Here is a 21,587-nt window from a genome sequence, read left to right on the forward strand (position 1 = left end):
TTTTGACTTTTTCAGAATGAGGAAGACCTTAGCGAAAGGGTTTTATTATTTCGAAATACATCTCAATTGGTGAAAAACATGATAAGGATTGAAAAGATCAGGGGATATCTCAAAGAAAATGGAATAGATGTAGCTTTAATCACGAGCGCTCCAAATCTATTCTACTTTACTGGAAGTGCACCGCTCATTGGGGGATACCTAGTTATAGACTCCGATGAAGAAGTACTCCTCGTACCAGAGCTTGAGTATGAACAGGCAAAAGAAGAGTCAAAGATCCCTGTTGAGAAGTTCAAAAAAATAGACGAGGTTTACGAATATTTAAAACGATTTAACACAGTTGCAGTAGAAGGTTCTATGAGTCTCTCATTTAGTAAAGCTCTGAAAGAAAAATCGGGAATTAAGGAGTTTAAATTCTTGGATGAAATTATAAAAGAACTCAGAATGATAAAAACTGAAGAAGAGATAAGAGTTATTGAAGACGCTTGCAGATTAGCCGACATTGGAGTAATGACTGCAATAGAAGAAGTCAGTGAAGGAAAAAGAGAAAAGGAAGTAGCCGCCAAAGTTGAGTACATTATGAAGATGGAAGGTGCTGAAAAGGCTGCCTTTGATACTATAATAGCAAGTGGTTATCGCTCCGCCCTTCCACATGGAACTGCAAGTGACAAACGGATTACAAAAGGAGATCTTGTTGTTATGGATCTTGGAGCCTTTTATCGGCATTACAATTCTGACATAACGAGAACTATTGTAGTTGGTTCTCCAAATGGGAAGCAAAAAGAAATTTATGAAATAGTCCTCGAAGCCCAGAAAAAGGCTGTAGAGTCTGCTAAGCCCGGGATAACAACCAAAGAACTTGACAGCATTGCAAGAGATATAATATCAGAATACGGATATGGCGATAAATTTATACATTCCCTTGGCCATGGACTTGGTCTTCAAGTACATGAATGGCCTAGGGTTTCTCAACATGACGAAACTGTTCTAAAAGAGGGCATGGTAATCACCATAGAGCCTGGGATATATATTCCAAAGTTTGGAGGAGTTAGAATTGAAGATACTGTAGTTATCACAAAAAATGGTGCAAAAAGACTAACAAAGACTGAGAGAGAGCTTATTTAGTTTTTTATCTTTTAAGAGTCCCGTTCTTTAGGGTGGAGATGTTGTGAACTACCCAAGGAAACTTTTAAACCACCGAAATTTTTTAAACTTATAGGATAGCGTAATAAGATCCCAAAGGGGCCACTTAAGAACAACCCCTGTAAGGGAGTTTCATTGTGTCCTCCTGTCTTTGCGAGGAAGACGCCGTAAGGCGTCCTTTATAATATATCACCGCTGAGATGGTTGAAACTCTTAGAATGATCTTTGAAGCGATAACCTCGAACCGCTCTGCGGTAGGGGTAACGGGCCGGAGACCCGGCCCTCGGGCTGAACCGAAAGCGGTAACGCGAGTAAGTGATGGGCCCGTAAACATTTCTCTCGCGGTGAGGAGGAGGTCAGCTTATTATCTCCCCTAATAGATACGTAGAGGTGGCTTTTGTAACTTTCACTTTCATGAATTCTCCTACTGGAGCTTCGGGAAGAATAATATCCTTATAGTTCATGGTTCTTCCTTCTATTCCACCTTTCTTACCTTCGTTATGTGTTAAGACTAGAATCTCCTTACCAACGTACTTTTTATTTATTTCGTAGCTTATGGCCAATCTAAGTCTATGGAGATATCTAGATCGTTCCTTTACTCTCCATCCCACAATCTGATCTCGCATCTTAGCAGCCAAGGTACCCGGTCTTGGTGAGAAGCGCGAGACATTTATTTTATCAGGCTTTATTCTCTCAATAAGCTCCACTGTGTGTTGAAAAGCCTCTTCGTTCTCGCCTGGAAACCCTACAATTATATCAGTGTTTAAGTTGAGATTATCTATGTGCTTCCTGAATTCCCTAACTATTTCCTCGAACTCTTCTACGGTGTATGTTCTCCCCATTTTCCTTAAAATTTCATTATCTCCACTTTGAACCGGAAGATGAAGGAATTTGTAGATTTTTTCATTTTTATAAACTTCTATGATCTCATCAAGTATTTTTATCGCATTGTTTGGGTTCATCATGCCCACTCTAACCCTAAAGTCCCCCTCTATTGCTGTGATTTCGTCTAAAAGCTCAGCTAAGTTTGTACCTATATCAAACCCATAACATCCCGTGTCTTCACTGGAAAGTTGTATCTCTTTGTATCCCCTATTTATTGCATCTTTTACCCATTTCACTATAAGCTCTGGCCTGTAACTTCTTAAAACACCTCGTGCAAAACGAGTTGCACAGTAAGTACAGGCATTTAAACACCCCTCACTTATAGGAACTACAAAAACAACCCCACTTTTCCACACTCTTGGAAGTTCAAGTTTGTCGATGTTCCGATCTTTCCATCCCTCAACACTAACGAGCTTTCCTCCCCTTTCAGCGATCTCTATTGCCTCAATGATCCTATCCAAACTTTTAACTCCAAGAATTCCAGAAACCCTCTCATCTATAGCCTGCAGGTTAATGTGGGGTAAGCACCCTGTCACTATAACTTTCTTTCCGCTGTCAAGAAGCTCTTTGATTCTTTTAACCATATGCTTTTCCGTCGGATCTTTAACAGCACATGTGTTTACAATAGCATACTCTGCACTATCTAAATCAACTATTTCATGATTTGCTCTAAGGAGTAGAGCCTCTATCATTTCAGCATCTGCTTTATTCCTTGTGCAACCGTAAGTTTCTAAATAAATCCTCATCGCAATCCAATCCTTTGAAGCATTTAAAAAGACTATGGTTTATAGATGTGGTACTTAAAAATCGAATAAAGAAAAATAACAACTTACTAAATCTTTGATCTTTTATCCAAAATCCACAAAATAATCCCCAAGATACTCACATAAGCGAATATACCAATAATTGTTATCAGAAAATTTGTATAGGTTGCAAGAATTCTAGCTAGCATGATGAGAAATCCCATAGCCACGGCAAATCCCAAAATTAACATGAGAGTGCCAAACTCCTCTAGGAACCTCATACCCCTCACCTCAAATCCTAAATGGTACCTCTACATCTTCCCCCTTTTCAATCATGTGGAGCTCTTTCCTATAAGCTTCAAGTGGCCTATCTTTCTCTTTTAAAAACCCAGCAAATGTAAGAGGTTCCCTTTCAAGCTGTATAAAAAACTCTGGGTAACGTTTGTCCCTAATTAGATGGTGATCTAGGATTATCTCAGTATTAGTTTCTTTGATTATTTCTTCTAAATTTTTGAGGCCTGTAGTCCATGCTTCTTTAACCCTATATCCCTCGAGATACGTCGGAGGGCCTCCAGTAATTAGCAAGTCGGGCATTTGTTTTATTATCCACTCTTTAGATATTTGATTCAAAAGCTGAATGTCACTAGCATGAATCACTCTTTTCTTCCCATCGTCTACCATAACCATTATCACAAAACCAAGCTTCGAACCTTCATTTCCATGAGGAACTGCAGGAGAGAATTCTATTATAAAATCACCAAAATCAAAAAACTTCCCATCAGCATGCTCAATATTTTTAGCTATTTTTTCCGCTTTCTTGAGAAACACCCAGGCCCTCTTTCTTTGGCTGAAATTTATGTTCTCTCTTGGATGTTTTATAAAAAGAGTTTTGCCTTCATAGAGTTCTTTTGCTTTATCGGGTGAGGAACTCTCGTAAATTCCCTCAAAAAAAGGCGTATGGTGGTCATAATGATAATGAGAAATTGTTATTATATCAGCCTTTTTTGAATATTCTTGTATTTTTCTTCTCGCCCCCATTAGAGCCTCCAATTCTGCCTTTGCAGGAGGCAAAGAGTATCGTTTTGGTCCCAGTGCCACCCCTGGATCTATTAAAATTCCTATACTCCCAAGTTTTATGAAAGTAGCTAAGCTTCTCACTCCCAAGCTTTCCGAGGCTAGGGGAATAACTTTCATTAACTCACCAAAAAATAATGGCCTTATCTTCTCTTAAGTTTAATCTTCCATCAAAGATATAACTTATAAGTTAAAACTTCTACCTCTTCACTCCAACACTCGTTTTAATATTGCAAGTTGATATGCATTCCAAGCACTTTCATCAACCACTATAAGCAGCACTCCCCCATAGCTTATGGCAAAATCTTTCAAAGAGGCCAAAAAATTTGTTGGATAAATCGAATTTTTTTCCTCTCTTCTATACTTAGAAAGTAGGCCTTCCAAAATTCTGGAACATTTGAGCTTCTAACAAATGCAAGGACGGGAAACCCCTTGAGTTCCTCTTTAAGAACCTGATACTCATCTAGAATGTCCCCAGAAAAAATGAATAAAATGCTACCACACCCCATAAATATGCAACTTGGAGTATTCCGTTTCCATACATCCTTAACGCCTTAAGCACCGCAAAACTGGCAACTTACTCTCCCTTAAAATACAGATTTAAAAATATTTTTGTTTATCTTTGGAGAAAGGTTTTTAATTTGAAACTTTGGGATAACTAATGAGGGCCCGTGGCTTAGTCTGGATAGAGCGTCGCCCTCCGGAGGCGAAGGTCGCGGGTTCAAATCCCGCCGGGCCCGCCAACAAATTTCTTTTTGAATACGTTAGGACTCGGAATTAGATTTCATCTTTTATCTGGAATGAGGGAGGATTATCCTTATTTCATCAACACCCACTATTTTTCGACCTCTCTGATTACGAATGTATATAATATTTTTGTTTGTATAAACAATTTTGTCTTTTACGCTTCCAACAGTACAGCGAAAAACTTATTATATTCGAAGGTAATATTTACATAAATAATTAACGTATATGGGGGTGAGAGAATGGAGGAGAAGAAGCTTAATTTTAATGATGGGTTTTGGTTCGGACTCGGCTTTTTCACAGCAGGATTGGTATTTTATATAATCATGCTAGTGATTACATTACTGCTAGTTGGCGGTATGATGGGTGGCTTTGGATCCATGATGCATTGAGGGAAAAATAAATCCCAAGCGTCTATTTTCATCTTTTTGTTTCACAGTCTAAAAGACTTAGTCCTTACTCCCATTACCATTATGCATTATCCCGTAGCGGCCAGAGTTGTCCTCATGCCCCCTCAAACGGCCTTTTACGATAATTTTGTTGCTTTTCCGAATATTTTCTCTTAGTCATTGCATCTGGAGTTTTGCCTCTTTTGATGTCTACCCTTGCAACTCTTTTAATGTATTGTAATTTTCTATATTCACCGGGTAGTATGAAAGTTATTGCTTTACCTTTCTTCTTAGCTCTACCTGTTCTCCCAATCCTGTGTACGTAGGTCTCTGGATTCTGAGGCAGAGAGTAGTTTACCACATGGGTTAACTCATTAATGTCTATTCCCCTTGCAGCAACGTCTGTGGCGACAAGTATCCTTGTTTTTCTTCTTTTAAAACGTTCCAAAATTCTTTCTCTTCCTCTTTGTGGAATATCACCATTCAAAGCCTCCGCATTGTATCCCCTAGCTACAAGTCTTGATGTCAACTCTTTTGTTTCTTTCTTCGTTTGGCAGAATACTATCCCATAGAATTCCTTATCATCCAAAATCCTACACAAAAGACTAAACCTCTTATTTGGGAGTACTTCAAAGTAACCCTGCTCAACTAATTCTGGAGCCAGACTCTTGCCCTGAATCTTGATAACTTCATAGTTCCTTAAATACCTCCTCGCTAAACGGAGTATCTCTCTTGGAATTGTAGCAGAGAACATCAAAACCCTCTTTTCCTTGCTTGTGTGCCTCAAAATGTTTTCAATCTCTTCTATGAAACCCATATCCAGCATTCTATCTGCTTCATCTAGGATAAAATAATCAACCTCACTTAAGGATAGTGTGCCCCTCTCTATATGATCAATCACTCTCCCTGGAGTGCCCACAACTATATGCACGCCTTTCCTTAAGTTTCGGATCTGGGGCCCGATTGGTTGACCTCCATAGACGGAGAGTACTCTTATCTTTTTCCTCCCTTTTAAGGAATTTATTTCATTTGCAACTTGGATTGCAAGTTCTCTAGTAGGTGTTATCACTATCGCTTGGACATTTCTCATCTCTTCATCTATAAGATCTATAAGTGGAAGAGCAAATGCAGCCGTTTTGCCAGTTCCAGTTTGAGACTGCCCAATTATATCTTTATTTCCGCTCAAAAGTCTCGGAATTACTTCTCTTTGAATATCGGTGGGCTTCACAAAGCCCTTTCTTTTTACAGCATTTAAGCTGTTTTCTGAGAGTCCTAATTTTTCAAAACTCATTTTTGCATTCTCCTTAACATTGTACTCATTAGAGAACAGAACTGCCGATTAGTGTTGGATTTTTAACGTTCCGTGCTCTAATTGGATTTCCTTACAGACTGCTTAAATCTCTTGAGTTTATAAACATTTGCAAATGACAAACCCTCTACTTTAAGCATAAACTTGAGAATCTTCTCGACACGAAGAGCGAGGCTTTCAAACAGAAAACAAAACTTCTCTTGCTAACTTAAGAAAAGGTAACATATTCAAAAGTGATTTAAAGACCGGAGTAAACTATAAATGGTGAAAACATGAAAAAAGTATGGGCCCTCATTCTGATAGGAGTTATAATTTTCGCAAGTGGCTGTACCCAATCACCCACTACTACCCAAACTACTCCCAGCGAAACGACAAGTTCTGAGAGTCAAACAACTTCCTCTCCAGTAAAAACCACCACTCATACCACTACCACAACCACAACAGAAACTCAAACCACAGTTACAACCACTACAACAACAGCCACAGTCTCAGAAAAGTCTGGCATTGATTTTAGCTCCTACAAAACTGGAGAGATTCTACAAAACTGGGCAAGTCTTTTTAGTCGAAAAATAATTTATGTAAGCGAAGGATACGAAGAATTGGCTAAACATTATTTCCCCAATGCTGAGATAAAGAGTAAAAACGAATTTGCTAGTGGTATAGCGATTTTGTCTCCATCCGATGCTAGAGAGCTTTTGAGAGGAAAACCAATCCTTACAACACCAAGAGATTACTTCGGATATGTTCTCTACAAAGTCGGTACTAAGTTCGTTGGGGGAGAAATGGGAACGATAATAGCATATAAAGAAGATGGCAAAGACAGACTCATTTTCACAGGTAATGATGTTTCAGGTATTGGTGCTGCTTTGGCACTCGCCAAAGAGTTAAGTGAGGGAAGAAAACTAAATCCTAGCTATGTACTTAGAAGAGGGGAGTTTGAAGGAATAATTGTAAAAGTAATAGGAGATAACGACTGGGACGGAATCAAAGACGATGATGAATACTGGATTGTAAAGGAAATTTTCGTAAAAGAACCATTTGTCTATACTTGGAGAATAATCAATGGAGAAAACGTGACCGTTAGTGGTGGCTTTATAAGATTAGTAAATGGATCTACAGTATATATAAGGGCACTAGGCTTTAACGTAAGTGTTAAAGTAATTGGGACAAATCATGCACAGATCACATATATTATTGAGAATATCAATCCAGCGCTTGTTGAATTCTCGGAAAATGCGGAAACTGGGGAGACTTGGATAAAACTAACTACAAACGAAGACTTTTCGCTCATACCAAAAAACGTGAATAACTTTACTTTTCTAGCCTTTGGAGACCACAGGCCAGGGAGTGGCACAAAACAGCCAGAAGTCTTCTTCAAAATAAGAGATCTCATGAACCAAGAAGAGGGAGTCTTCATAATTGATAGCGGTGATTTAGTGTACTCTGGAAAAGTAGAGGAGTGGGCCGAATTATTAAAAGTCTGGAATTTCAACAAACCTGTATTTGTTGCTCCAGGCAATCATGAGTATCAAGGGGAAGGAATAAATATATATCACAAGTTCTTTGGGCCTACAGACTACTCATTTGTCTTGGGTAACTATTATTTCATCTTCGCTAATAACGTTGAGAGAAATTATCAGCTTACTTCTGCCCAATGGAATTGGTTAGAAAAAGAGCTTGAAAAGGCAAAAAGCCTCGGTAAGAGACCAGTTATCGTAATGCACGCTCCTCCAATAGATCCTAGACCCGAGGGGAGCCACACTATGAACCCTACTCACGCAAAAAAACTCTTGGAGCTAATGAAAGTATACAATGCATTTGGAGTCTTTGGTCATATCCACATTTACTGGTATGGAGAAAAAGACGATGTAGAGCTCATAATAACCGGCGGAGGCGGAGCACCAGTCTATGCAAAACCTGAAGAAGGAGGCTTCTACCATTACGTAAAAATAACTGCTGGGGATATCTTAACTGTAGAGCCCGTGAAGGTAGGGTGAGATCTTCTTTTTTCTTTTCTACATATTCTATATAGATCAATGTAGCCAACTATATTCTACTGCGGTAAAGTATTTATACACTCCCAAGTAGCTGGTTTCGGTGATAAAAATGATTGAGATGCTTAGTGATCCATGGCTCTTTATCACAATAGCTGTAGGCCTATTTATGGCATGGGCAATAGGAGCAAATGATGCTGCAAATTCAATGAGTACTGCTGTTGGTGCTGGAGCAATAACACCCAAGCAGGCCGTTATAATTGCAGGTATACTCGAATTTACTGGTGCATATCTCTTCGGAAAGAGCGTCACTGAAACTGTTAGAAAAGGTATAATAGATGCATCTCAAATAAGTGACCCCCATGTTATTATTTATGGATCTATTGCAGCTCTTCTTGCTGCCTCTCTATGGTTGGTTTTTGCCACTAAGTTTGGTTTACCTGTCTCAACTACCCACTCTATCATAGGAGGAATCGTGGGGTATGGAATTGTATATGCTGGAACCTCTATAGTGAACTGGAGTAAGATGGCCCAAGTTGTTGCAAGTTGGATATTATCCCCAATCTTCGGGGCAATTGTTGCTTTTACCGTTATTAAATTAGTATCTAAAACGATTCTCCAAAAGGATAAACCAATAGAAAGTGCTAGACGGTGGGCCCCTGTATGGATAGGCCTAGCCTTTATTGTTATAGGATCGATGTTTTACATAAAGGTTATGCATGGAAAGTCCCTCTTTATAGCAATAACAAGGTATGGAGCTACAGCAGGACTAATCACATTTGTAATAAGCTTCGTTCTACTAAAAAGGAACTTTAGAACAAAAGACCCGTATTTGGGCGTAGAAGCAATATTCAAAAAAGTTCAAGTATTAACTTCTGCCTATGTAGCCTTATCTCATGGGGCAAACGACGTAGCAAATGCCATAGGTCCTGTGGCAGCAGTTTATGCCGTGGCAACCATGGGACTAGCAGGAATGAAAGTTCCAGTACCAAAGTGGATTTTAGCAATGGGGGGATTAGGTATAGCAATAGGTGTAGCTACATATGGATACAGAGTCATGGAAACTGTTGGGAAGAAAATTACCGAACTAACAAATACTAGAGGATTTAGTATAGATTTTTCAGCGGCCACAGTTGTTTTAGTAGCATCTTGGATGGGACTACCAATTTCAACTACTCACACCGTAGTTGGCGCAGTGATAGGTGTAGGATTAGCCAGAGGAGTAAAAGCAATAAACAAAGATATCGTTAAAGATATAATAATCTCGTGGTTTGTTACCGTACCCGTTGCAGCTATAATTGCAGGAATCATATTTAAGATATTAATGGTATTGGGGTGATTATAATGCAAGTTTGGACGAAATTATTTGCTAAAAGTCCATTTAAACCATTGATAAAACATGCAGAGGTTGTTTTGGAAACTGTAGAGGTTTTAGAAAAAGCTCTTGAAGCGTGGGAAGTAGGAGACTATGAAACAATGAGAAATTATGCTCGAAAAGTTGATGATCTCGAAGATTTTGCCGACAGGATTAAAGAAGAGATCAGGGACAGTTTAAGTTCAAAGTTATTTATGCCCGTGAACAGGGGTGACATTTTAAGATATTTACACATGCAAGACAAAATAGCTGATGCTGCTGAAAACACAGCCAAGTGGCTTCTTGTTAGAGATCCCAATGACATGCCAGAAGACATCAAAGAGGAAATAAAAAGTCTGATAATGAAAATGAGTCAAGAAAGTATTAAAGCTGCCAAACTCGTATATGAAGCTATTGTTCAGATGGACACAGTAATAGAGAGTGGTTTTGGAGAGAAAGAGATCGAGAAGGAATATGAACTTATCAGAGAGATTGAAAGCGTAGAACACAAAATAGATGAACTTGACACCGAGTTTATGGAGATAATATTCAAAAACTCCTCAAAACTAGAATGGGGCCTTGGAATGTACCTTCTTAATATAGCAAAAACTCTAAGCAATATCTCAGATAAAGCAAAAGACGCAGCAGAAAGAATAAGGTTAATGATGAACAAATGACATACTTTTACCCTAAAGAGCAAAGCCTTCAGAAGAAAAGATAGAAAAACTTCAAATGGCTATCATTGTTGAAGTCATCTGTATTTCTGGCATTTTTCTTATTCTTTCAGTTATGAAATGGTCAAGATCTTTTAGGGTTTCAGTTTCAACCTTGACTATAAGGTCATATTCCCCATAGACTACATAGGCTTCCTTTACCTCTGGATAGGTAAGAAGTTTTTCCATAACTTCTCTTTCCTTCCCAGCGGCTGTCACCATCAAAATAAACGCCGTCACCATAGCTTACCACCAATAATATTTGGTCTTTTGACTATTTAAGCTTATCGTCGTCGATAAAGAAAAAATGACGAATTAGGGGAAGCTAATTTACTTTGCCACTAGTGCCTCTGGTCTCCTCCCCTACCGTGAACGGTGAGGGTTCTAGTGAGTTAACCCCCTAACCACTGCCGGGAAGGTTTGAGGAATTCTCATCAGACAGGCCTTTGAGAAGGATTCTCCGAGCCCCTCCGGAAGGGCCTTTTCCCAATTACCCTCCGCAAAGCGGTTTGGGTTATCGTTTCAAAGGTTACTCCTAGAGTTTTCAGCCGCCCAAAGCTGGTTTTGAGAAGACGCCTTATGACGTCCTATCCCAAAGAGCAAGGCCCGCCTTTAATTGGATTTCTGGATCAACAAGCACTTTAATTTCGAGTTCTAAAATAAGAGTTGCGAGCGTATCTCTCCTCTTATTTCAAATTGACCACGTTCTGCTGAGTATTAATCCCTGAATCCGCCACAGGTCGATCTTTAAGTGTTCGAAAGACGTCTATATCCTAAATTAGCACCTAGAACATATATCTTCGCTTTTGTTTATGAGAACCAGTTTGGAGGCCACCATTTAAATACTCTACGAAGCTAATTAACCCCTCGGGGAGAAGGATGATTGATCATCTAATAAGCAAAGAAGAGCTTGAAAGATTCAAGCACTTTATGCACATGAAAGGTATTGAGAATTTAGAGGTTTATTCAAAGGGAACCACAAGCTTAATTTTCCTTGGGAGGCTGGAAAACAAAGACGTCATTATAAAATTAGAAAGAAGAGATGCACCTAGAAGAAATTTTCAAAAAGAGGTAAAGATTCTAAGATTTCTCGAGGGGAAAGGAATAACCCCCCATTTGGTCGATTATGGAAGCTTTGAAAATAGAGAGTTCTTAATAAGAGAATTCGCAAAGGGAGAGCCCATACTCTATGCAATACCTGAGAAGAAGCATCTTCTAAAAATCCTCGAAAAGATGTACAAACTTGATATCCTTGGGGTTGATCATGGTCAAATACAGGGAGGAAAGCACATCATAATTGGAACTGACGTATGGGTGATTGATTTTGAAAAAGCGAGCCTTAAGAGAAAAACCAAAAACCTCACATCCGCGATGGCAATGATATTTCTTAATGAAAACTCCATTTCAAGAAGAGTTCGAGAAAAGTTTGAGATAGGCGAAGAATTTCTAACAACTCTCCAAGAGAAGCTCCAAAAATATAAAGAAACACACGATATTACGGAACTTAAAGAGCTACTATCTAGCCTTTAACCTATCCCATGTCCATATAGCTAAAGGGATCAAAAAAGCCGCTAATATGAGACCAATCCTAGGATCCAAAAAATATTCAAAAACTAAAATCACAACAATCGTTATTCCAATCATTATAAAGAGATCTTTGTCAAATATTCGTGATTTTGCAAGAATATTCCTCTCTTTTGATACGTAAGCTAGATAAACGGGAATTCCCAAAGCCGCTAAAACAACTCCTATATAGCTTTTAAAAACCACGGATATCAAAAGACCTGCCAATAAAATGCTAAACACAGCATATTCGTCTTTCATATCCCAAGATTTGACAATTAACTTTAAATAATTTAGGGCCTGAATATATTTAGGTGATAGCGTTATGAACAAAATCGAATGGAACGAAAACACCTTTTCTAAATTTGCCTATCTAAGCGATCCACGAATCGCAAAAGATGGAAAAAGTATTGCTTACGTATTAACAAAAACCAATTTGAAGCAAAACAAATACGAAAATACAGTTGTGATTGAAGAACTTGAAAGCACGGGAAGAAAATTTATTGAAAACGCCTCAATGCCAAGGTTCTCACCAAGTGGAAGAAAACTCGCACTTGTTAAACCAAACGAAGAAAAGAAGAGTGCTGAAGTTTGGCTCTATGATCTAACATCAATGAGCGGAAAGAAAGTCCTCGAGGCAAAAAATATCCTTAATATCAGCTGGAACAGAGACAGCCGAAGAATTTTGGTGACTGGGTTTAAGAGGAGAGATGATGAAGAGTTTATTTTTGAAGATGATGTGCCAGTGTGGTTTGATAATAAGGGATTCTTTGATGGAGAAAGGACAACCTTTTGGATAGTTGACACAGAAAGTGAGGAAATCCTAGATGAATTCACAACAGAAAAGTTCTCCTTTGGAATTTGGCATGGAGATAACATAATTTACAATGTACCACATAGAGAAGACGAAAAACCACAATTCTTCAAGTTCTATGACATTTATCTCTGGAAAGATGGAGAAAGTGAAAAGCTTTTTGAGAGGGTTTCATATGTCGCCGTAGACTCCAATGGCGATATTCTCCTCCTCCATGGAAAACCAAAGAAAGAAAAAATAAGCGAGCATGACTACCTATACACTTGGGATGGATCAGAAATTAAACCATTAACAGAACGTTTTGTTTACAATAACTGGGAAGGAAAACTCGATGGAAAGGGAAACGTATACTTCACTATGGCAAGAGAAGGAAGAGTTAGTTTATACAAACTTGAAGAAGGAGAACTAATCCCAATAGTCGATGGAAATTCGTGGGTAATAGGATTTGATGTAAGTAATAATGGAAAAGTTATCTTGTTAAAGGAAACAGATACCCGCTTGAGAGAGCTATTTATATGGGATAAAGAATTGCAACAGCTCACAGATTATAACGGGCCAATATTTGAGCGATTGAAAACACTACCTCTCCAGCACTTCCGCTTTAAGAGTCTTGGCTTAGAACTAGATGGATGGTATATCAAACCCGAGACTGAAGAAAAAGCCCCAGTAATAGTCTTTGTTCATGGTGGGCCAAAGGGAATGTATGGCTATTATTTCAAATATGAAATGCAGTTAATGGCCAATAAAGGATATTACATTGTCTTTGTGAATCCACGGGGAAGTAACGGTTACGATGAAGAGTTCGCTTTGAAAGTACTTGAACGAACAGGCCTAGAAGACTTCCAAGATATCCTCAATGGCGTTGAAAAGTTCTTTGAAATCGAACCCAATGCAGATAGGGAGAGAGTTGGAATAACAGGGATAAGCTACGGAGGATTTATGACAAACTGGGCATTAACACAAAGTGACTTATTTAAAGCAGGAGTAAGTGAAAACGGCATAAGCTATTGGCTTACAAGCTATGCATTTTCCGATATTGGTTTATGGTTTGACAAAGAAGTAATTGGCGAGAACCCCCTTGAAAATGAAAACTACAAGAAGCTCAGCCCACTTTTCTATGCCCAAAATGTCAAAGCTCCTTTACTACTCATACACAGCTTAGAAGATTATCGTTGTCCACTCGACCAGAGCGTTATGTTTTACCACGTGCTCAAAGATCTAGGAAAAGAAGTTTACATAGCAATATTCAAAAAAGGAGCACATGGGCATAGTTTAAGGGGCAGTCCTAAACATAGGGCAAAGAGGTACAAACTCTTCATGGAGTTCTTCGAAAGGAAACTCAAGAAATACGAAGAGGGATTTGACGTGGAAAAGATCCTAGAGAAAAGTAAAAGCAATGAATAATTCTTTTTATTCTTTGAGCAAAATTGTTATGTTTTTGTAGGTCACTGGGGCAACTAAAACTTTTCTTCCATCTTTCATGTATTTAAAAGTACTTCCTACACCCACATTCAAAGTCAGGTTCTTGGAATTCTTTTCAGGCACTAGCTCGATAAAAATATTCCCAACTCCGCCACCACAAGAATGATTTCTACAAAAGAAGGGATCATATCCCGCAGGGCCTATATACACGTGATATTTTGCTGGCCATGTTGGATCTGAGGCTACAAGGACGCTTATCCACTTGGAAATATTCGTAAATGTTCTGTCTCTATAGCTTGTTGACCAACTCGTTATTTTCCATCCCTGTGGCACACTGACTACTGCTCCTGAAACATCCGATTCGGTTATATTGATCCACCCAACTAAAAGAACCCTCTTGAAATCCCCATTAGTTTGAACAAAAACCGTACCTATAAACGTTGAATCTGTACCATTGTCTCGAAGATAAAATTCCACCATGTCAACCGTCTGCCAAAAGGTTCCCTCATTTTGGTTACCATGGTAAAAGAACATCAACACAAGTAGCATTGAGATTCCCAAAGCTGCAGATATTGTTTTTCGCATATTTGTTTATTAGGCTTAAAGAGTTAAAAATCTTATTCTCCATGTTGTGATGAACACAAGATAAGAGAGACTAGATCTCAATTATCTCCGCTCTCCCATTCCTTCTAAGCCAATCCAAAAGTCTCTCTGCAATTTGGAACTTTTTCTTTTTGTTTTCCCATATGAGGGCATGAGTATTCAAATGAGGTTTACTCCATTTTCCCACAATATCACCAAAATCAAATCCAACGAGAGATATTCTTTTTGCTCCGAGCTCTTCAGCGAGAAAAGCGGCCCTATCCCCATCAGTGAAGCCACCAAAGTTATAAACTATGTCTAAAGGCTCTGTTTGACACGTTCCTAGAACGTTCTTAAGCCCTGGAACATACGTTCTGAGCTTGTCCATGTTATCTCCATGAGCATGAACAACTACAATAGAACCCAACTCATTGGCTCTTTTTATGTCTTCAAACCTACCGTCCAAATCCGTTACAATAATGTGGGGGATAATGTTATTTTCAAGCAAAGCGGAAGTAGCACCATCGGAGGCTATTAACGTCCCCACAAATTTTCTGTTTAGCTTACCATCTAAGCTTGGACCAGGGGCAAAAACATAAACTTGCTCTCTAATTCGTTCTTTAAGTTCTATGGGTGAAACATAGTTCTTACTCTTTAACAAGAGTTCTCTCAAGAGCAGGGCAGCTTTTTTGTCTGCCTCTCTATCATAACCCATGACCTCGAGGATATACTGATAAAAAGGTTCCCACTCACTCCATTTCATTGGACTCCCTCATATTTCTTAACTTTCTATCAATTTTTACCATTTCCCTCCACTGCCTCCCAGGCCAATAAACTTGACCACATTGAACACATACATAAAACTCATCGTAGTCTTCATAAACCCCTTTTGGAACTCGATCTTTGATTTCTTCCTTGCTAATCCTCCTTATCAGACCATTGCACTTTGGACACCTAGCATTTTCAGGAAAAAGATCATCAAAATTAAAACCAAGTTCCATAAGTTGTCTCACTTGTTCCTCAAACTTGTTTGATCTTATTAAGATAGTATTTTTTGATCGTTTTGCAAGATCCTCATCCCGAGTTAAGATTATTCTATTCTCCTCCCGTGAAATCCTCAAAATTTCACTATCCTCCTCTACCCCATAAATAGTATCATACCCATAAAGTCGAAGCCACCTAGCTAAACGACCAAGCATCATATCAGCGATAAACTTTGTATTTTTCCCCCTCATCAACTCTAACTTGGAAGAAGATAATAAAGCTCTTTTGGAAGAAACCTTATAACTATCCTAACATTTTTTAAGTGGGGTGAAACAAATGATAGTCTATTTCATTGGCACTGGAGGCAGTGAGGGTATCCCAGCTCATTTGTGCACATGTGAAACATGTGAAGAAGCTCGTAAACTAGGTTTCGCACAGCGAAAGCCTTCTACTTTAGCAATCATTACCAAGAACAAAAAGGCAATACTCATAGATGTAGGAACAGATATCAGGGATCTGTTACATGTACCTCTTGAGGGGATCCTTCTTACTCACTGGCATCACGATCATATTTATGGCCTATATAAGCTCAGGTGGATTGCAAAGAAAACTAGGCTTTATGGTCCAAAAGGAGATGCAGATTGGTTAATGATTCATGATCCAAAAAACATCCAAGTGGGATTCATCAAGGCTGGAAATATGCTTAAAATAGACTCCCTTAAAATAACAGCTCTAAAACTTAATCACCAAGTAGAAACTCTTGGATACCTGATAGAAGAAGATAATAAAAGTGTGGCAGTTCTTTATGATACCAAAGGGCTTCCTGAAGAGACTTTTAAATTATTAGAAAAGAAAAAACTTCGCCTTGCCATAGTGGATGCTACTTACGCTCCAGGTGTTGATGATCCGTATCACAATAACGTTGATGAGGGTGCTGAAACAGGACTCCAATTAGCTGAAAGAACCATGTTAAGTCATATATCCCACAAAAATCTCTCATTTTTGAAGCTTGATGAGTATGTCAGAAAGAAATACAATGGAAAAGTTCTTGTTGCCTATGATGGGATGCTCTTTTATGTGTGAGGTGAGAAAATGATAGTTGAACTTGCCAAAAAACGGAAAACCGTGAGAAAGTTTAAAACCAAAAAACCACCCCTTGAGAGTGTTTTAAAAGCTATTGAAGTAGCAAAAGAGGCCCCTTCTGGAATGAATGCTCAACCATGGCACTTTCTTTTAATAGAAAGTTCTGAGAAAAAGAGAAAAATCAGGGAAATTTGTGAGAAAGATGAAATAAAGTTCTATGAAAAGATGAAAGGAAAACTTGGAGAATGGCTTCACGAAAAAGGCTTTACGTGGGAAAAACCATTTCTAAGTGATGCTCCATATCTGGTGCTAGTATTTACCGATATCAGAGCGCCCTTCGCAATCCAATCAACATGGCTTGCTATAGGATATCTTCTCCTTGCTCTTGAAGAAGAAGGTTTAGGAACAGTGACCTATACTCCTCCAAATCCAAAAAAGGTTGAAAAACTCTTGAATGCTCCAGAATATTATCGGCTTCAAACAGTTCTCCCCATAGGCTATCCAAATGATGACAAACCAAAATATAAAAGGAAAAGTTTAGAAGACATCATAACCTTCGAAAAATTTGAATAAATGAGAATCCATTCGGTTTCCTTTGTCTTAATGTCCTCCATCTTAAGATCTACATAGATAATAAAATCTCCTGTCTCGTTTATCCTTATAAATATCTTAGTTATTACTCAATAATGAAATCAAAGTTAACCGAAAGTCGTTTCAATATTGGACTCTGACATTTGATATTTTACAAGAATCATTTTGATTTTAAATATTTCTCAAGATTCTTTAAAACTTCCATTTGGTCCTCTGTTTCAACAGCAGAGGGCTTAAGGGAACGCACTCTTAGTAAAGCTTCCCTTAAAGGCAGATCATACAAATACATCAAATAAGCAACGGCCACACTCCCACTTCTTCCACTTCCTCCAAAACAGTGAATCAGGATTTTCTTACCTTTTTTGACTCTTTCCTCAATCCATCCCAAAATATCAAGCAGTTCCTCTAAACTTGGTGCAGTGAAGTCTTCTATTGGAGAATAAAGCACGTCGACACTATGGTTGGCCCATTCCTCTAGTGTATAATATAATTCGTATTCGTAGGCTAGAACAACAACGGCATCAAATTCTTTTGCAAGATTAGGAATATCCTCAGGATACGGCATCGGTGAAAATGCCACATTACTGTCAACAAACTTAGGATAGACCACTGAAAATCCCCCTAGACAAAATTACCGGATAAGTTATAAATCCTTTGTTAAATATACATTATGGTGAGAAAAATGAAAAAAGAGATTCTTAAGCTATTCCCCCCAATCGGGATTTTTATATTGATTTTGTGGTTCTCCAGACCATGGTTTCATGGAATTGTAATGAGCTTATACAGAAATCCATCAATAATCTATCTCATACTTACCTTACTACTATTAGCAAAATATAGCTCAAAAAAGAGGTTGGAGGAATACAACAGAAAAAACATCACTATAAGTGGAATTTTTGCGTTGATGCTCCTTCTGTTGATATTTGTTTCAGTACTAACTGGTGCACTCTCCAACACTGCCCTATACAAAGAGCATCACCCAACCCAGGTTTCAAAAGAGCTTGAACTCTCGAGTAGTAAAATAAGGATACTCCCAAAGTTAACCGCATACCGTTATGCTGTTGATACTATTGAGTATGCTAGATATACACTCGGTTCCTCCCATTTGACTATTAGAGATGGTACACCAGTTTGGGGATTCTTTATAATACCTGATGGAGCATGGAATGCAATAAGGCTCAAAGATAAGGGCGTTCTTTTTGTTGAGATGAACACTACTCAGGCAAAAATGGCGAGAATGGAGAACGAACTTCAAGTTGGCCCTGGAATGCAAATTTTTGATAATTTAGAATGGAATCTTTACAAAAAGCACTACCTAATAGACCTTGATGTTCCAAGGGCACTTTATTACGATGGAAAGATCTACATTGTTGTTCCATACATATCGTACAGCTTTCGCGTTTTTTATACTGTTCCAAAATGGGGAGGAGTATTAATAGTTGATGAAGATGGTAACGTTGAGGATCTAACCCCAGAAGAGGCTCTTAAAGACGAACGGCTCAAGGATTTCCCAATATTCCCAGAACTTTTGACGAGAAGAATTATCTATGCCCAAAACTATTGGAAAGAAAACGTATTCTCAAACATAAAAAATCTCTGGTTACACCACGAAAGCCAAATAGAACTCATCGATGTAAGCGGACAAGGAAATAGACAACCCTTCTTGGTTATTGCCAACGATGGGAGAGAATACTGGATGATTGCTGTTGAACCATACGGAAGGGCCCATGGACTAGCAGCTATTTACCTAATCAACGCCCAGAGTGGAGAAATGAGCCAAGTAAAGTTTGAAACTCCTCTAACCGGGCCGGTTAAGGCAATAGATTACGTTAAAAAGGCCCTACCAACCTTTGACTGGAGTCAGTTCATGGCAGTTGAACCTATTCCTATCTTCTTGAATGGTAAACTCTGGTGGAGGATAGCCATCATACCCCAAAGCGGCTCAGGAGTTGCTAAGATAGCCTTTGTAAATGCAGAGACTAAGGAAGTCGAGATATTCGAAAATGAAGATGACGTAAGAGCATTCCTTCTTTATGGTCAAATTGGAGCTAAAGTTGAGGAAGTTAGTGGAACAGTTAGGGGAATCTACTCCTACATCAAAGACGGAAACACTCATTGGATACTAATTGTGGATAATAGAACCCTCTATTTAAGCGCAGATCAGCTGAACAACGAACTCATCTTTAAAGTGCTCAACTTAAAAGAAGGTGAGAATGTAACTATAAAAATGAGTGAGGGAAGAGTTGTGGAGATCGAGAAAAGCTGGGGAGGATAAACATGAAAAGGGCCCTTTTTGTTTTTCTTCTCTCTTTGATTGTCTCAGTGTCCCTATGCATAAATCAATCCTCAACCAAACTTGCTTCTCCAACAATTTCAATTTCAGATGTCGTTTCTTTTCTAACTGAAGCCAAAGAAAACCTCAATAAATGCAATACTACCTTGAAACTACCTTTAAGCCCTCAGAGTGATCCAGCATATCTTAACATAACCGTCCTAAACGAAACAATACTTAGAGTAAATGGAGCATTATATGAATATGTAGTTTTGGGTGTCCAGAACGTCAGCTTCTCAGGAGAAACGTCGTTTAAAGGACACAGAATAACATGGAGCACTCCGAAGAATCTCACAACTACAGGAGGACAGAGAATTGATTTTAAGATTTACAGAGAAAGCTCACTTATTGGTTCGCTTGTGTACTGGTACATACCATTTCAATTAGATTCATATTGCGTTACAATTCATACTAAGAGCTTAAAGCTCCCAGATGGAGAAATAATCTTCGTCTTCATGCATACAGGAGGAAAAGATTTGTGGATAGTTATGGCAAAAAATAAATATTACTCCTAACTATACTGATTTTGGGATCTCGGATGAAAGAGAACATCAGGGTTTTCCTCTTTCTCCTTTCTGCAACCCCCTTGTGGGCACTAATAGCTTTTGGGATAGAGAGACTTGAAAGCATATATGGAAAAATTTCTCCTGAAATTCTTTTCTTTATTTATCCAACTCTCATTGTAGCCTTAATAACCGCACTTTTTCTATGGAAACTGAGAGTTTCCCTCCCTGAGTTTAGTATAATGGTGGGTTTTGTCCCACTCATAGTCGCAGTAACCTTTTCCATCCTAAGTACGATTACAGACCTTCGCTCTAATTCTTATCACAGTGATGACCTAGCGTTTTTTATTTTCTTTCTCTTTTACCTCTTTCCTGTGGCTTCTTTCCTTCTAGGAATGGTCATCTACCATGGAATTCGACACATAATAGGTGAGAGATCTTGAGTTAAACTCTCTCAGGATCGGACAAACAAAGCAGCACCCATACCAAAGTAGCTTGGACAAGCATAGGCTGTTGCTTTTACTTTCATAGGTACTTTTTTGAGCACTCCATAGAGAACAAGCAGTTGCCAGTAGCTATCAGGAAGGGCTTTGTTTATCAGTTCATCCGAAATACTGAGGAGTTTTTCAAGTTTGTTCTCTTTAATGAATTGCATAATGCGCTTATCGTATTCTTTTGCCTCCGGAGCATAACCATAAGGGCCGTTTGGATCATGTGCATGGCCATGATCAGCACTTACTATAAATGCAATTCTCTTTTCATCTTCTTCAAGAACTTCGGCAATGACTTCTCCAAATCCAACAAGGATTCTCCTTGGAACTTTTCGTGCTGGAGTTAACAGAACAAGGGGCCTCTTTTCGAGGAAGTGAAGGGGTATAAGTTCTCCCCATGTGAGGGGAAAACGTGAATATTCCCCACCTAGTGAAGCAAAGTTTATATCAACCACAGGAAGTCCCTTAGCCTTTGCCCTCCCATATATTTCTCTGGCGAGTTCTCTTTCAGTTTGGTAATCACCAGGAAGTTCGATTCCTCCAAAACCAATCCATGAGACAAGGTTTTCAGCCATTATAACTCCAAAAGCTTCACTCATGCGGACGTTGTGAGGACTTATGATAACGTACGAATCTGCCTTTGAAAACTCTCTACCAATTTCTTCAAGGACTTCTGCAAGCCTTCTCGTTTCTTCATCTTCAGGGTTAAGAACAGGGTTTCCGTGGGGCATCAGACCGATTCCAACAAGCATGACATCACCCTCTGTAATTGCAATTCTATGTTTATACCATTTGCCGTTTGTTACTTGTGGATACTATATAACTATGTACATAAATGCCGAAAAAATTATATACAACTTTGTAGTAATAAACATGA

24 protein-coding genes and 1 tRNA gene are annotated in these 21,587 nt (G+C 38.7%); 13 read left to right on the forward strand and 12 right to left on the reverse strand.

Going from position 1 to position 21,587, the window contains the following annotated elements:
- Window positions 1-78 precede the first annotated feature (78 nt).
- Window positions 79-1,122 carry a Xaa-Pro dipeptidase PepQ gene (pepQ, locus tag K1720_RS08280; RefSeq protein ID WP_251948406.1) on the forward strand — a complete coding sequence of 348 codons (1,044 nt, stop codon included), beginning with the start codon at window positions 79-81 and terminating at the stop codon, window positions 1,120-1,122.
- A 374-nt stretch (window positions 1,123-1,496) separates the two neighbouring features.
- Here pepQ and K1720_RS08285 read toward each other — a convergent pair whose 3' ends face one another.
- The 4 genes from K1720_RS08285 to K1720_RS08300 all read right to left on the reverse strand — a co-directional run bounded on the left by K1720_RS08285 (window position 1,497) and on the right by K1720_RS08300 (window position 4,154).
- Window positions 1,497-2,771 (reverse strand): tRNA (N(6)-L-threonylcarbamoyladenosine(37)-C(2))-methylthiotransferase, encoded by a 1,275-nt coding sequence (locus K1720_RS08285; protein ID WP_251948408.1) that lies wholly within the window; start codon window positions 2,769-2,771, stop codon window positions 1,497-1,499.
- A gap of 86 nt (window positions 2,772-2,857) precedes the next feature.
- Window positions 2,858-3,049, reverse strand: a complete 192-nt coding sequence (locus K1720_RS08290) for a hypothetical protein (RefSeq protein WP_251948410.1) — start codon at window positions 3,047-3,049, stop codon at window positions 2,858-2,860.
- Between the two features lie 10 nt (window positions 3,050-3,059).
- On the reverse strand, window positions 3,060-3,962 hold the full coding sequence (locus K1720_RS08295) for an MBL fold metallo-hydrolase (RefSeq protein WP_251948412.1): 903 nt from the start codon (window positions 3,960-3,962) through the stop codon (window positions 3,060-3,062).
- An 87-nt stretch (window positions 3,963-4,049) separates the two neighbouring features.
- Window positions 4,050-4,154: a DUF835 domain-containing protein gene (locus K1720_RS08300; protein ID WP_251948414.1), complete on the reverse strand. Its 105-nt coding sequence runs from the start codon at window positions 4,152-4,154 to the stop codon at window positions 4,050-4,052.
- 353 nt (window positions 4,155-4,507) lie between these two features.
- Between K1720_RS08300 and K1720_RS08305 the strand changes: the two genes are divergently transcribed.
- Window positions 4,508-4,585: transfer RNA gene (locus tag K1720_RS08305), tRNA-Arg, on the forward strand.
- 243 nt (window positions 4,586-4,828) lie between these two features.
- Complete coding sequence (locus tag K1720_RS08310) at window positions 4,829-4,978, forward strand: hypothetical protein (RefSeq protein WP_251948416.1); 150 nt, start codon at window positions 4,829-4,831, stop codon at window positions 4,976-4,978.
- 112 nt (window positions 4,979-5,090) lie between these two features.
- Here K1720_RS08310 and K1720_RS08315 read toward each other — a convergent pair whose 3' ends face one another.
- The gene (locus K1720_RS08315; protein WP_251948418.1) at window positions 5,091-6,266 is read right to left on the reverse strand and encodes a DEAD/DEAH box helicase; all 1,176 of its coding nucleotides are present in this window, start codon (window positions 6,264-6,266) and stop codon (window positions 5,091-5,093) included.
- 290 nt (window positions 6,267-6,556) lie between these two features.
- Between K1720_RS08315 and K1720_RS08320 the strand changes: the two genes are divergently transcribed.
- The 3 genes from K1720_RS08320 (at window position 6,557) to K1720_RS08330 (ending at window position 10,309) form a co-directional block, all read left to right on the forward strand.
- Complete coding sequence (locus K1720_RS08320; RefSeq protein WP_251948420.1) at window positions 6,557-8,281, forward strand: metallophosphoesterase family protein; 1,725 nt, start codon at window positions 6,557-6,559, stop codon at window positions 8,279-8,281.
- A gap of 109 nt (window positions 8,282-8,390) precedes the next feature.
- Window positions 8,391-9,617: an inorganic phosphate transporter gene (locus K1720_RS08325; RefSeq protein ID WP_251950655.1), complete on the forward strand. Its 1,227-nt coding sequence runs from the start codon at window positions 8,391-8,393 to the stop codon at window positions 9,615-9,617.
- A gap of 5 nt (window positions 9,618-9,622) precedes the next feature.
- Entirely contained in the window at window positions 9,623-10,309 is a 687-nt protein-coding gene (locus K1720_RS08330; protein ID WP_251948421.1) for a TIGR00153 family protein, read from the forward strand.
- Window positions 10,310-10,360: 51 nt separating this feature from the next.
- On the opposite strand, the gene K1720_RS08335 is transcribed toward K1720_RS08330, so the two are convergent.
- The gene (locus tag K1720_RS08335; RefSeq protein ID WP_048160338.1) at window positions 10,361-10,588 is read right to left on the reverse strand and encodes an Lrp/AsnC family transcriptional regulator; all 228 of its coding nucleotides are present in this window, start codon (window positions 10,586-10,588) and stop codon (window positions 10,361-10,363) included.
- 636 nt (window positions 10,589-11,224) lie between these two features.
- Between K1720_RS08335 and K1720_RS08340 the strand changes: the two genes are divergently transcribed.
- Window positions 11,225-11,875 (forward strand): serine/threonine protein kinase, encoded by a 651-nt coding sequence (locus K1720_RS08340; RefSeq protein ID WP_251948423.1) that lies wholly within the window; start codon window positions 11,225-11,227, stop codon window positions 11,873-11,875.
- On the opposite strand, the gene K1720_RS08345 is transcribed toward K1720_RS08340, so the two are convergent.
- Window positions 11,861-12,169 carry a hypothetical protein gene (locus K1720_RS08345; RefSeq protein ID WP_251948425.1) on the reverse strand — a complete coding sequence of 103 codons (309 nt, stop codon included), beginning with the start codon at window positions 12,167-12,169 and terminating at the stop codon, window positions 11,861-11,863. The two genes, K1720_RS08340 and K1720_RS08345, sit on opposite strands and share 15 nt — an antisense overlap.
- Window positions 12,170-12,233: 64 nt before the next feature.
- Here K1720_RS08345 and K1720_RS08350 point away from each other — a divergent pair, with 64 nt between their 5' ends.
- Complete coding sequence (locus tag K1720_RS08350; RefSeq protein ID WP_251948427.1) at window positions 12,234-14,126, forward strand: S9 family peptidase; 1,893 nt, start codon at window positions 12,234-12,236, stop codon at window positions 14,124-14,126.
- Window positions 14,127-14,132: 6 nt separating this feature from the next.
- Here K1720_RS08350 and K1720_RS08355 read toward each other — a convergent pair whose 3' ends face one another.
- From K1720_RS08355 to K1720_RS08365, 3 genes are all read right to left on the reverse strand, one after another.
- Window positions 14,133-14,729 (reverse strand): hypothetical protein, encoded by a 597-nt coding sequence (locus tag K1720_RS08355; RefSeq protein WP_251948429.1) that lies wholly within the window; start codon window positions 14,727-14,729, stop codon window positions 14,133-14,135.
- Window positions 14,730-14,799: 70 nt separating this feature from the next.
- Window positions 14,800-15,489: a 6-hydroxymethylpterin diphosphokinase MptE-like protein gene (locus K1720_RS08360; protein ID WP_251948432.1), complete on the reverse strand. Its 690-nt coding sequence runs from the start codon at window positions 15,487-15,489 to the stop codon at window positions 14,800-14,802.
- Window positions 15,476-15,961: a Mut7-C RNAse domain-containing protein gene (locus K1720_RS08365; RefSeq protein WP_251948434.1), complete on the reverse strand. Its 486-nt coding sequence runs from the start codon at window positions 15,959-15,961 to the stop codon at window positions 15,476-15,478. Before K1720_RS08365 ends, K1720_RS08360 begins: the two co-directional genes overlap by 14 nt.
- An 85-nt stretch (window positions 15,962-16,046) precedes the next feature.
- Between K1720_RS08365 and K1720_RS08370 the strand changes: the two genes are divergently transcribed.
- Window positions 16,047-16,793 (forward strand): MBL fold metallo-hydrolase, encoded by a 747-nt coding sequence (locus K1720_RS08370; RefSeq protein ID WP_251948436.1) that lies wholly within the window; start codon window positions 16,047-16,049, stop codon window positions 16,791-16,793.
- A gap of 9 nt (window positions 16,794-16,802) precedes the next feature.
- The gene (locus K1720_RS08375; RefSeq protein ID WP_251948438.1) at window positions 16,803-17,366 is read left to right on the forward strand and encodes a nitroreductase family protein; all 564 of its coding nucleotides are present in this window, start codon (window positions 16,803-16,805) and stop codon (window positions 17,364-17,366) included.
- A 178-nt stretch (window positions 17,367-17,544) separates the two neighbouring features.
- On the opposite strand, the gene K1720_RS08380 is transcribed toward K1720_RS08375, so the two are convergent.
- The gene (locus K1720_RS08380; protein ID WP_251948440.1) at window positions 17,545-17,994 is read right to left on the reverse strand and encodes a protein-tyrosine phosphatase family protein; all 450 of its coding nucleotides are present in this window, start codon (window positions 17,992-17,994) and stop codon (window positions 17,545-17,547) included.
- A 72-nt stretch (window positions 17,995-18,066) separates the two neighbouring features.
- On the opposite strand from K1720_RS08380, the gene K1720_RS08385 reads away from it, so the two are divergent.
- From K1720_RS08385 to K1720_RS08395, 3 genes are read left to right on the forward strand one after another with little or no spacing between them, the layout of a single operon-like run.
- Window positions 18,067-19,659 carry a hypothetical protein gene (locus K1720_RS08385; RefSeq protein WP_251948442.1) on the forward strand — a complete coding sequence of 531 codons (1,593 nt, stop codon included), beginning with the start codon at window positions 18,067-18,069 and terminating at the stop codon, window positions 19,657-19,659.
- Window positions 19,660-19,661: 2 nt separating this feature from the next.
- Window positions 19,662-20,231, forward strand: coding sequence for a hypothetical protein (locus K1720_RS08390; protein WP_251948445.1), 570 nt, complete (start codon window positions 19,662-19,664; stop codon window positions 20,229-20,231).
- Between the two features lie 23 nt (window positions 20,232-20,254).
- Window positions 20,255-20,662, forward strand: a complete 408-nt coding sequence (locus K1720_RS08395) for a hypothetical protein (protein WP_251948446.1) — start codon at window positions 20,255-20,257, stop codon at window positions 20,660-20,662.
- An 11-nt stretch (window positions 20,663-20,673) separates the two neighbouring features.
- On the opposite strand, the gene K1720_RS08400 is transcribed toward K1720_RS08395, so the two are convergent.
- Complete coding sequence (locus tag K1720_RS08400; protein WP_251948448.1) at window positions 20,674-21,462, reverse strand: DODA-type extradiol aromatic ring-opening family dioxygenase; 789 nt, start codon at window positions 21,460-21,462, stop codon at window positions 20,674-20,676.
- Between the last annotated feature and the right edge of the window lie 125 nt (window positions 21,463-21,587).

The sequence above is a fragment of the Thermococcus argininiproducens genome, assembly GCF_023746595.1.
GTDB lineage: Archaea > Methanobacteriota_B > Thermococci > Thermococcales > Thermococcaceae > Thermococcus_A > Thermococcus_A argininiproducens.

Bases quoted from the DNA above. Each gene is read 5' to 3' on its own strand.
- pepQ (WP_251948406.1), top strand. From the start codon at position 79: ATGATAAGGATTGAAAAGATCAGGGGATATCTCAAAGAAAATGGAATA.
- K1720_RS08285 (WP_251948408.1), bottom strand. From the start codon at position 2,771: ATGAGGATTTATTTAGAAACTTACGGTTGCACAAGGAATAAAGCAGAT.
- K1720_RS08290 (WP_251948410.1), bottom strand. From the start codon at position 3,049: ATGAGGTTCCTAGAGGAGTTTGGCACTCTCATGTTAATTTTGGGATTT.
- K1720_RS08295 (WP_251948412.1), bottom strand. From the start codon at position 3,962: ATGAAAGTTATTCCCCTAGCCTCGGAAAGCTTGGGAGTGAGAAGCTTA.
- K1720_RS08310 (WP_251948416.1), top strand. From the start codon at position 4,829: ATGGAGGAGAAGAAGCTTAATTTTAATGATGGGTTTTGGTTCGGACTC.
- K1720_RS08315 (WP_251948418.1), bottom strand. From the start codon at position 6,266: ATGAGTTTTGAAAAATTAGGACTCTCAGAAAACAGCTTAAATGCTGTA.
- K1720_RS08320 (WP_251948420.1), top strand. From the start codon at position 6,557: ATGAAAAAAGTATGGGCCCTCATTCTGATAGGAGTTATAATTTTCGCA.
- K1720_RS08325 (WP_251950655.1), top strand. From the start codon at position 8,391: ATGATTGAGATGCTTAGTGATCCATGGCTCTTTATCACAATAGCTGTA.
- K1720_RS08330 (WP_251948421.1), top strand. From the start codon at position 9,623: ATGCAAGTTTGGACGAAATTATTTGCTAAAAGTCCATTTAAACCATTG.
- K1720_RS08335 (WP_048160338.1), bottom strand. From the start codon at position 10,588: ATGGTGACGGCGTTTATTTTGATGGTGACAGCCGCTGGGAAGGAAAGA.
- K1720_RS08340 (WP_251948423.1), top strand. From the start codon at position 11,225: ATGATTGATCATCTAATAAGCAAAGAAGAGCTTGAAAGATTCAAGCAC.
- K1720_RS08345 (WP_251948425.1), bottom strand. From the start codon at position 12,169: ATGAAAGACGAATATGCTGTGTTTAGCATTTTATTGGCAGGTCTTTTG.
- K1720_RS08350 (WP_251948427.1), top strand. From the start codon at position 12,234: ATGAACAAAATCGAATGGAACGAAAACACCTTTTCTAAATTTGCCTAT.
- K1720_RS08355 (WP_251948429.1), bottom strand. From the start codon at position 14,729: ATGCGAAAAACAATATCTGCAGCTTTGGGAATCTCAATGCTACTTGTG.
- K1720_RS08360 (WP_251948432.1), bottom strand. From the start codon at position 15,489: ATGAAATGGAGTGAGTGGGAACCTTTTTATCAGTATATCCTCGAGGTC.
- K1720_RS08365 (WP_251948434.1), bottom strand. From the start codon at position 15,961: ATGAGGGGGAAAAATACAAAGTTTATCGCTGATATGATGCTTGGTCGT.
- K1720_RS08370 (WP_251948436.1), top strand. From the start codon at position 16,047: ATGATAGTCTATTTCATTGGCACTGGAGGCAGTGAGGGTATCCCAGCT.
- K1720_RS08375 (WP_251948438.1), top strand. From the start codon at position 16,803: ATGATAGTTGAACTTGCCAAAAAACGGAAAACCGTGAGAAAGTTTAAA.
- K1720_RS08385 (WP_251948442.1), top strand. From the start codon at position 18,067: ATGAAAAAAGAGATTCTTAAGCTATTCCCCCCAATCGGGATTTTTATA.
- K1720_RS08390 (WP_251948445.1), top strand. From the start codon at position 19,662: ATGAAAAGGGCCCTTTTTGTTTTTCTTCTCTCTTTGATTGTCTCAGTG.
- K1720_RS08395 (WP_251948446.1), top strand. From the start codon at position 20,255: ATGAAAGAGAACATCAGGGTTTTCCTCTTTCTCCTTTCTGCAACCCCC.
- K1720_RS08400 (WP_251948448.1), bottom strand. From the start codon at position 21,462: ATGCTTGTTGGAATCGGTCTGATGCCCCACGGAAACCCTGTTCTTAAC.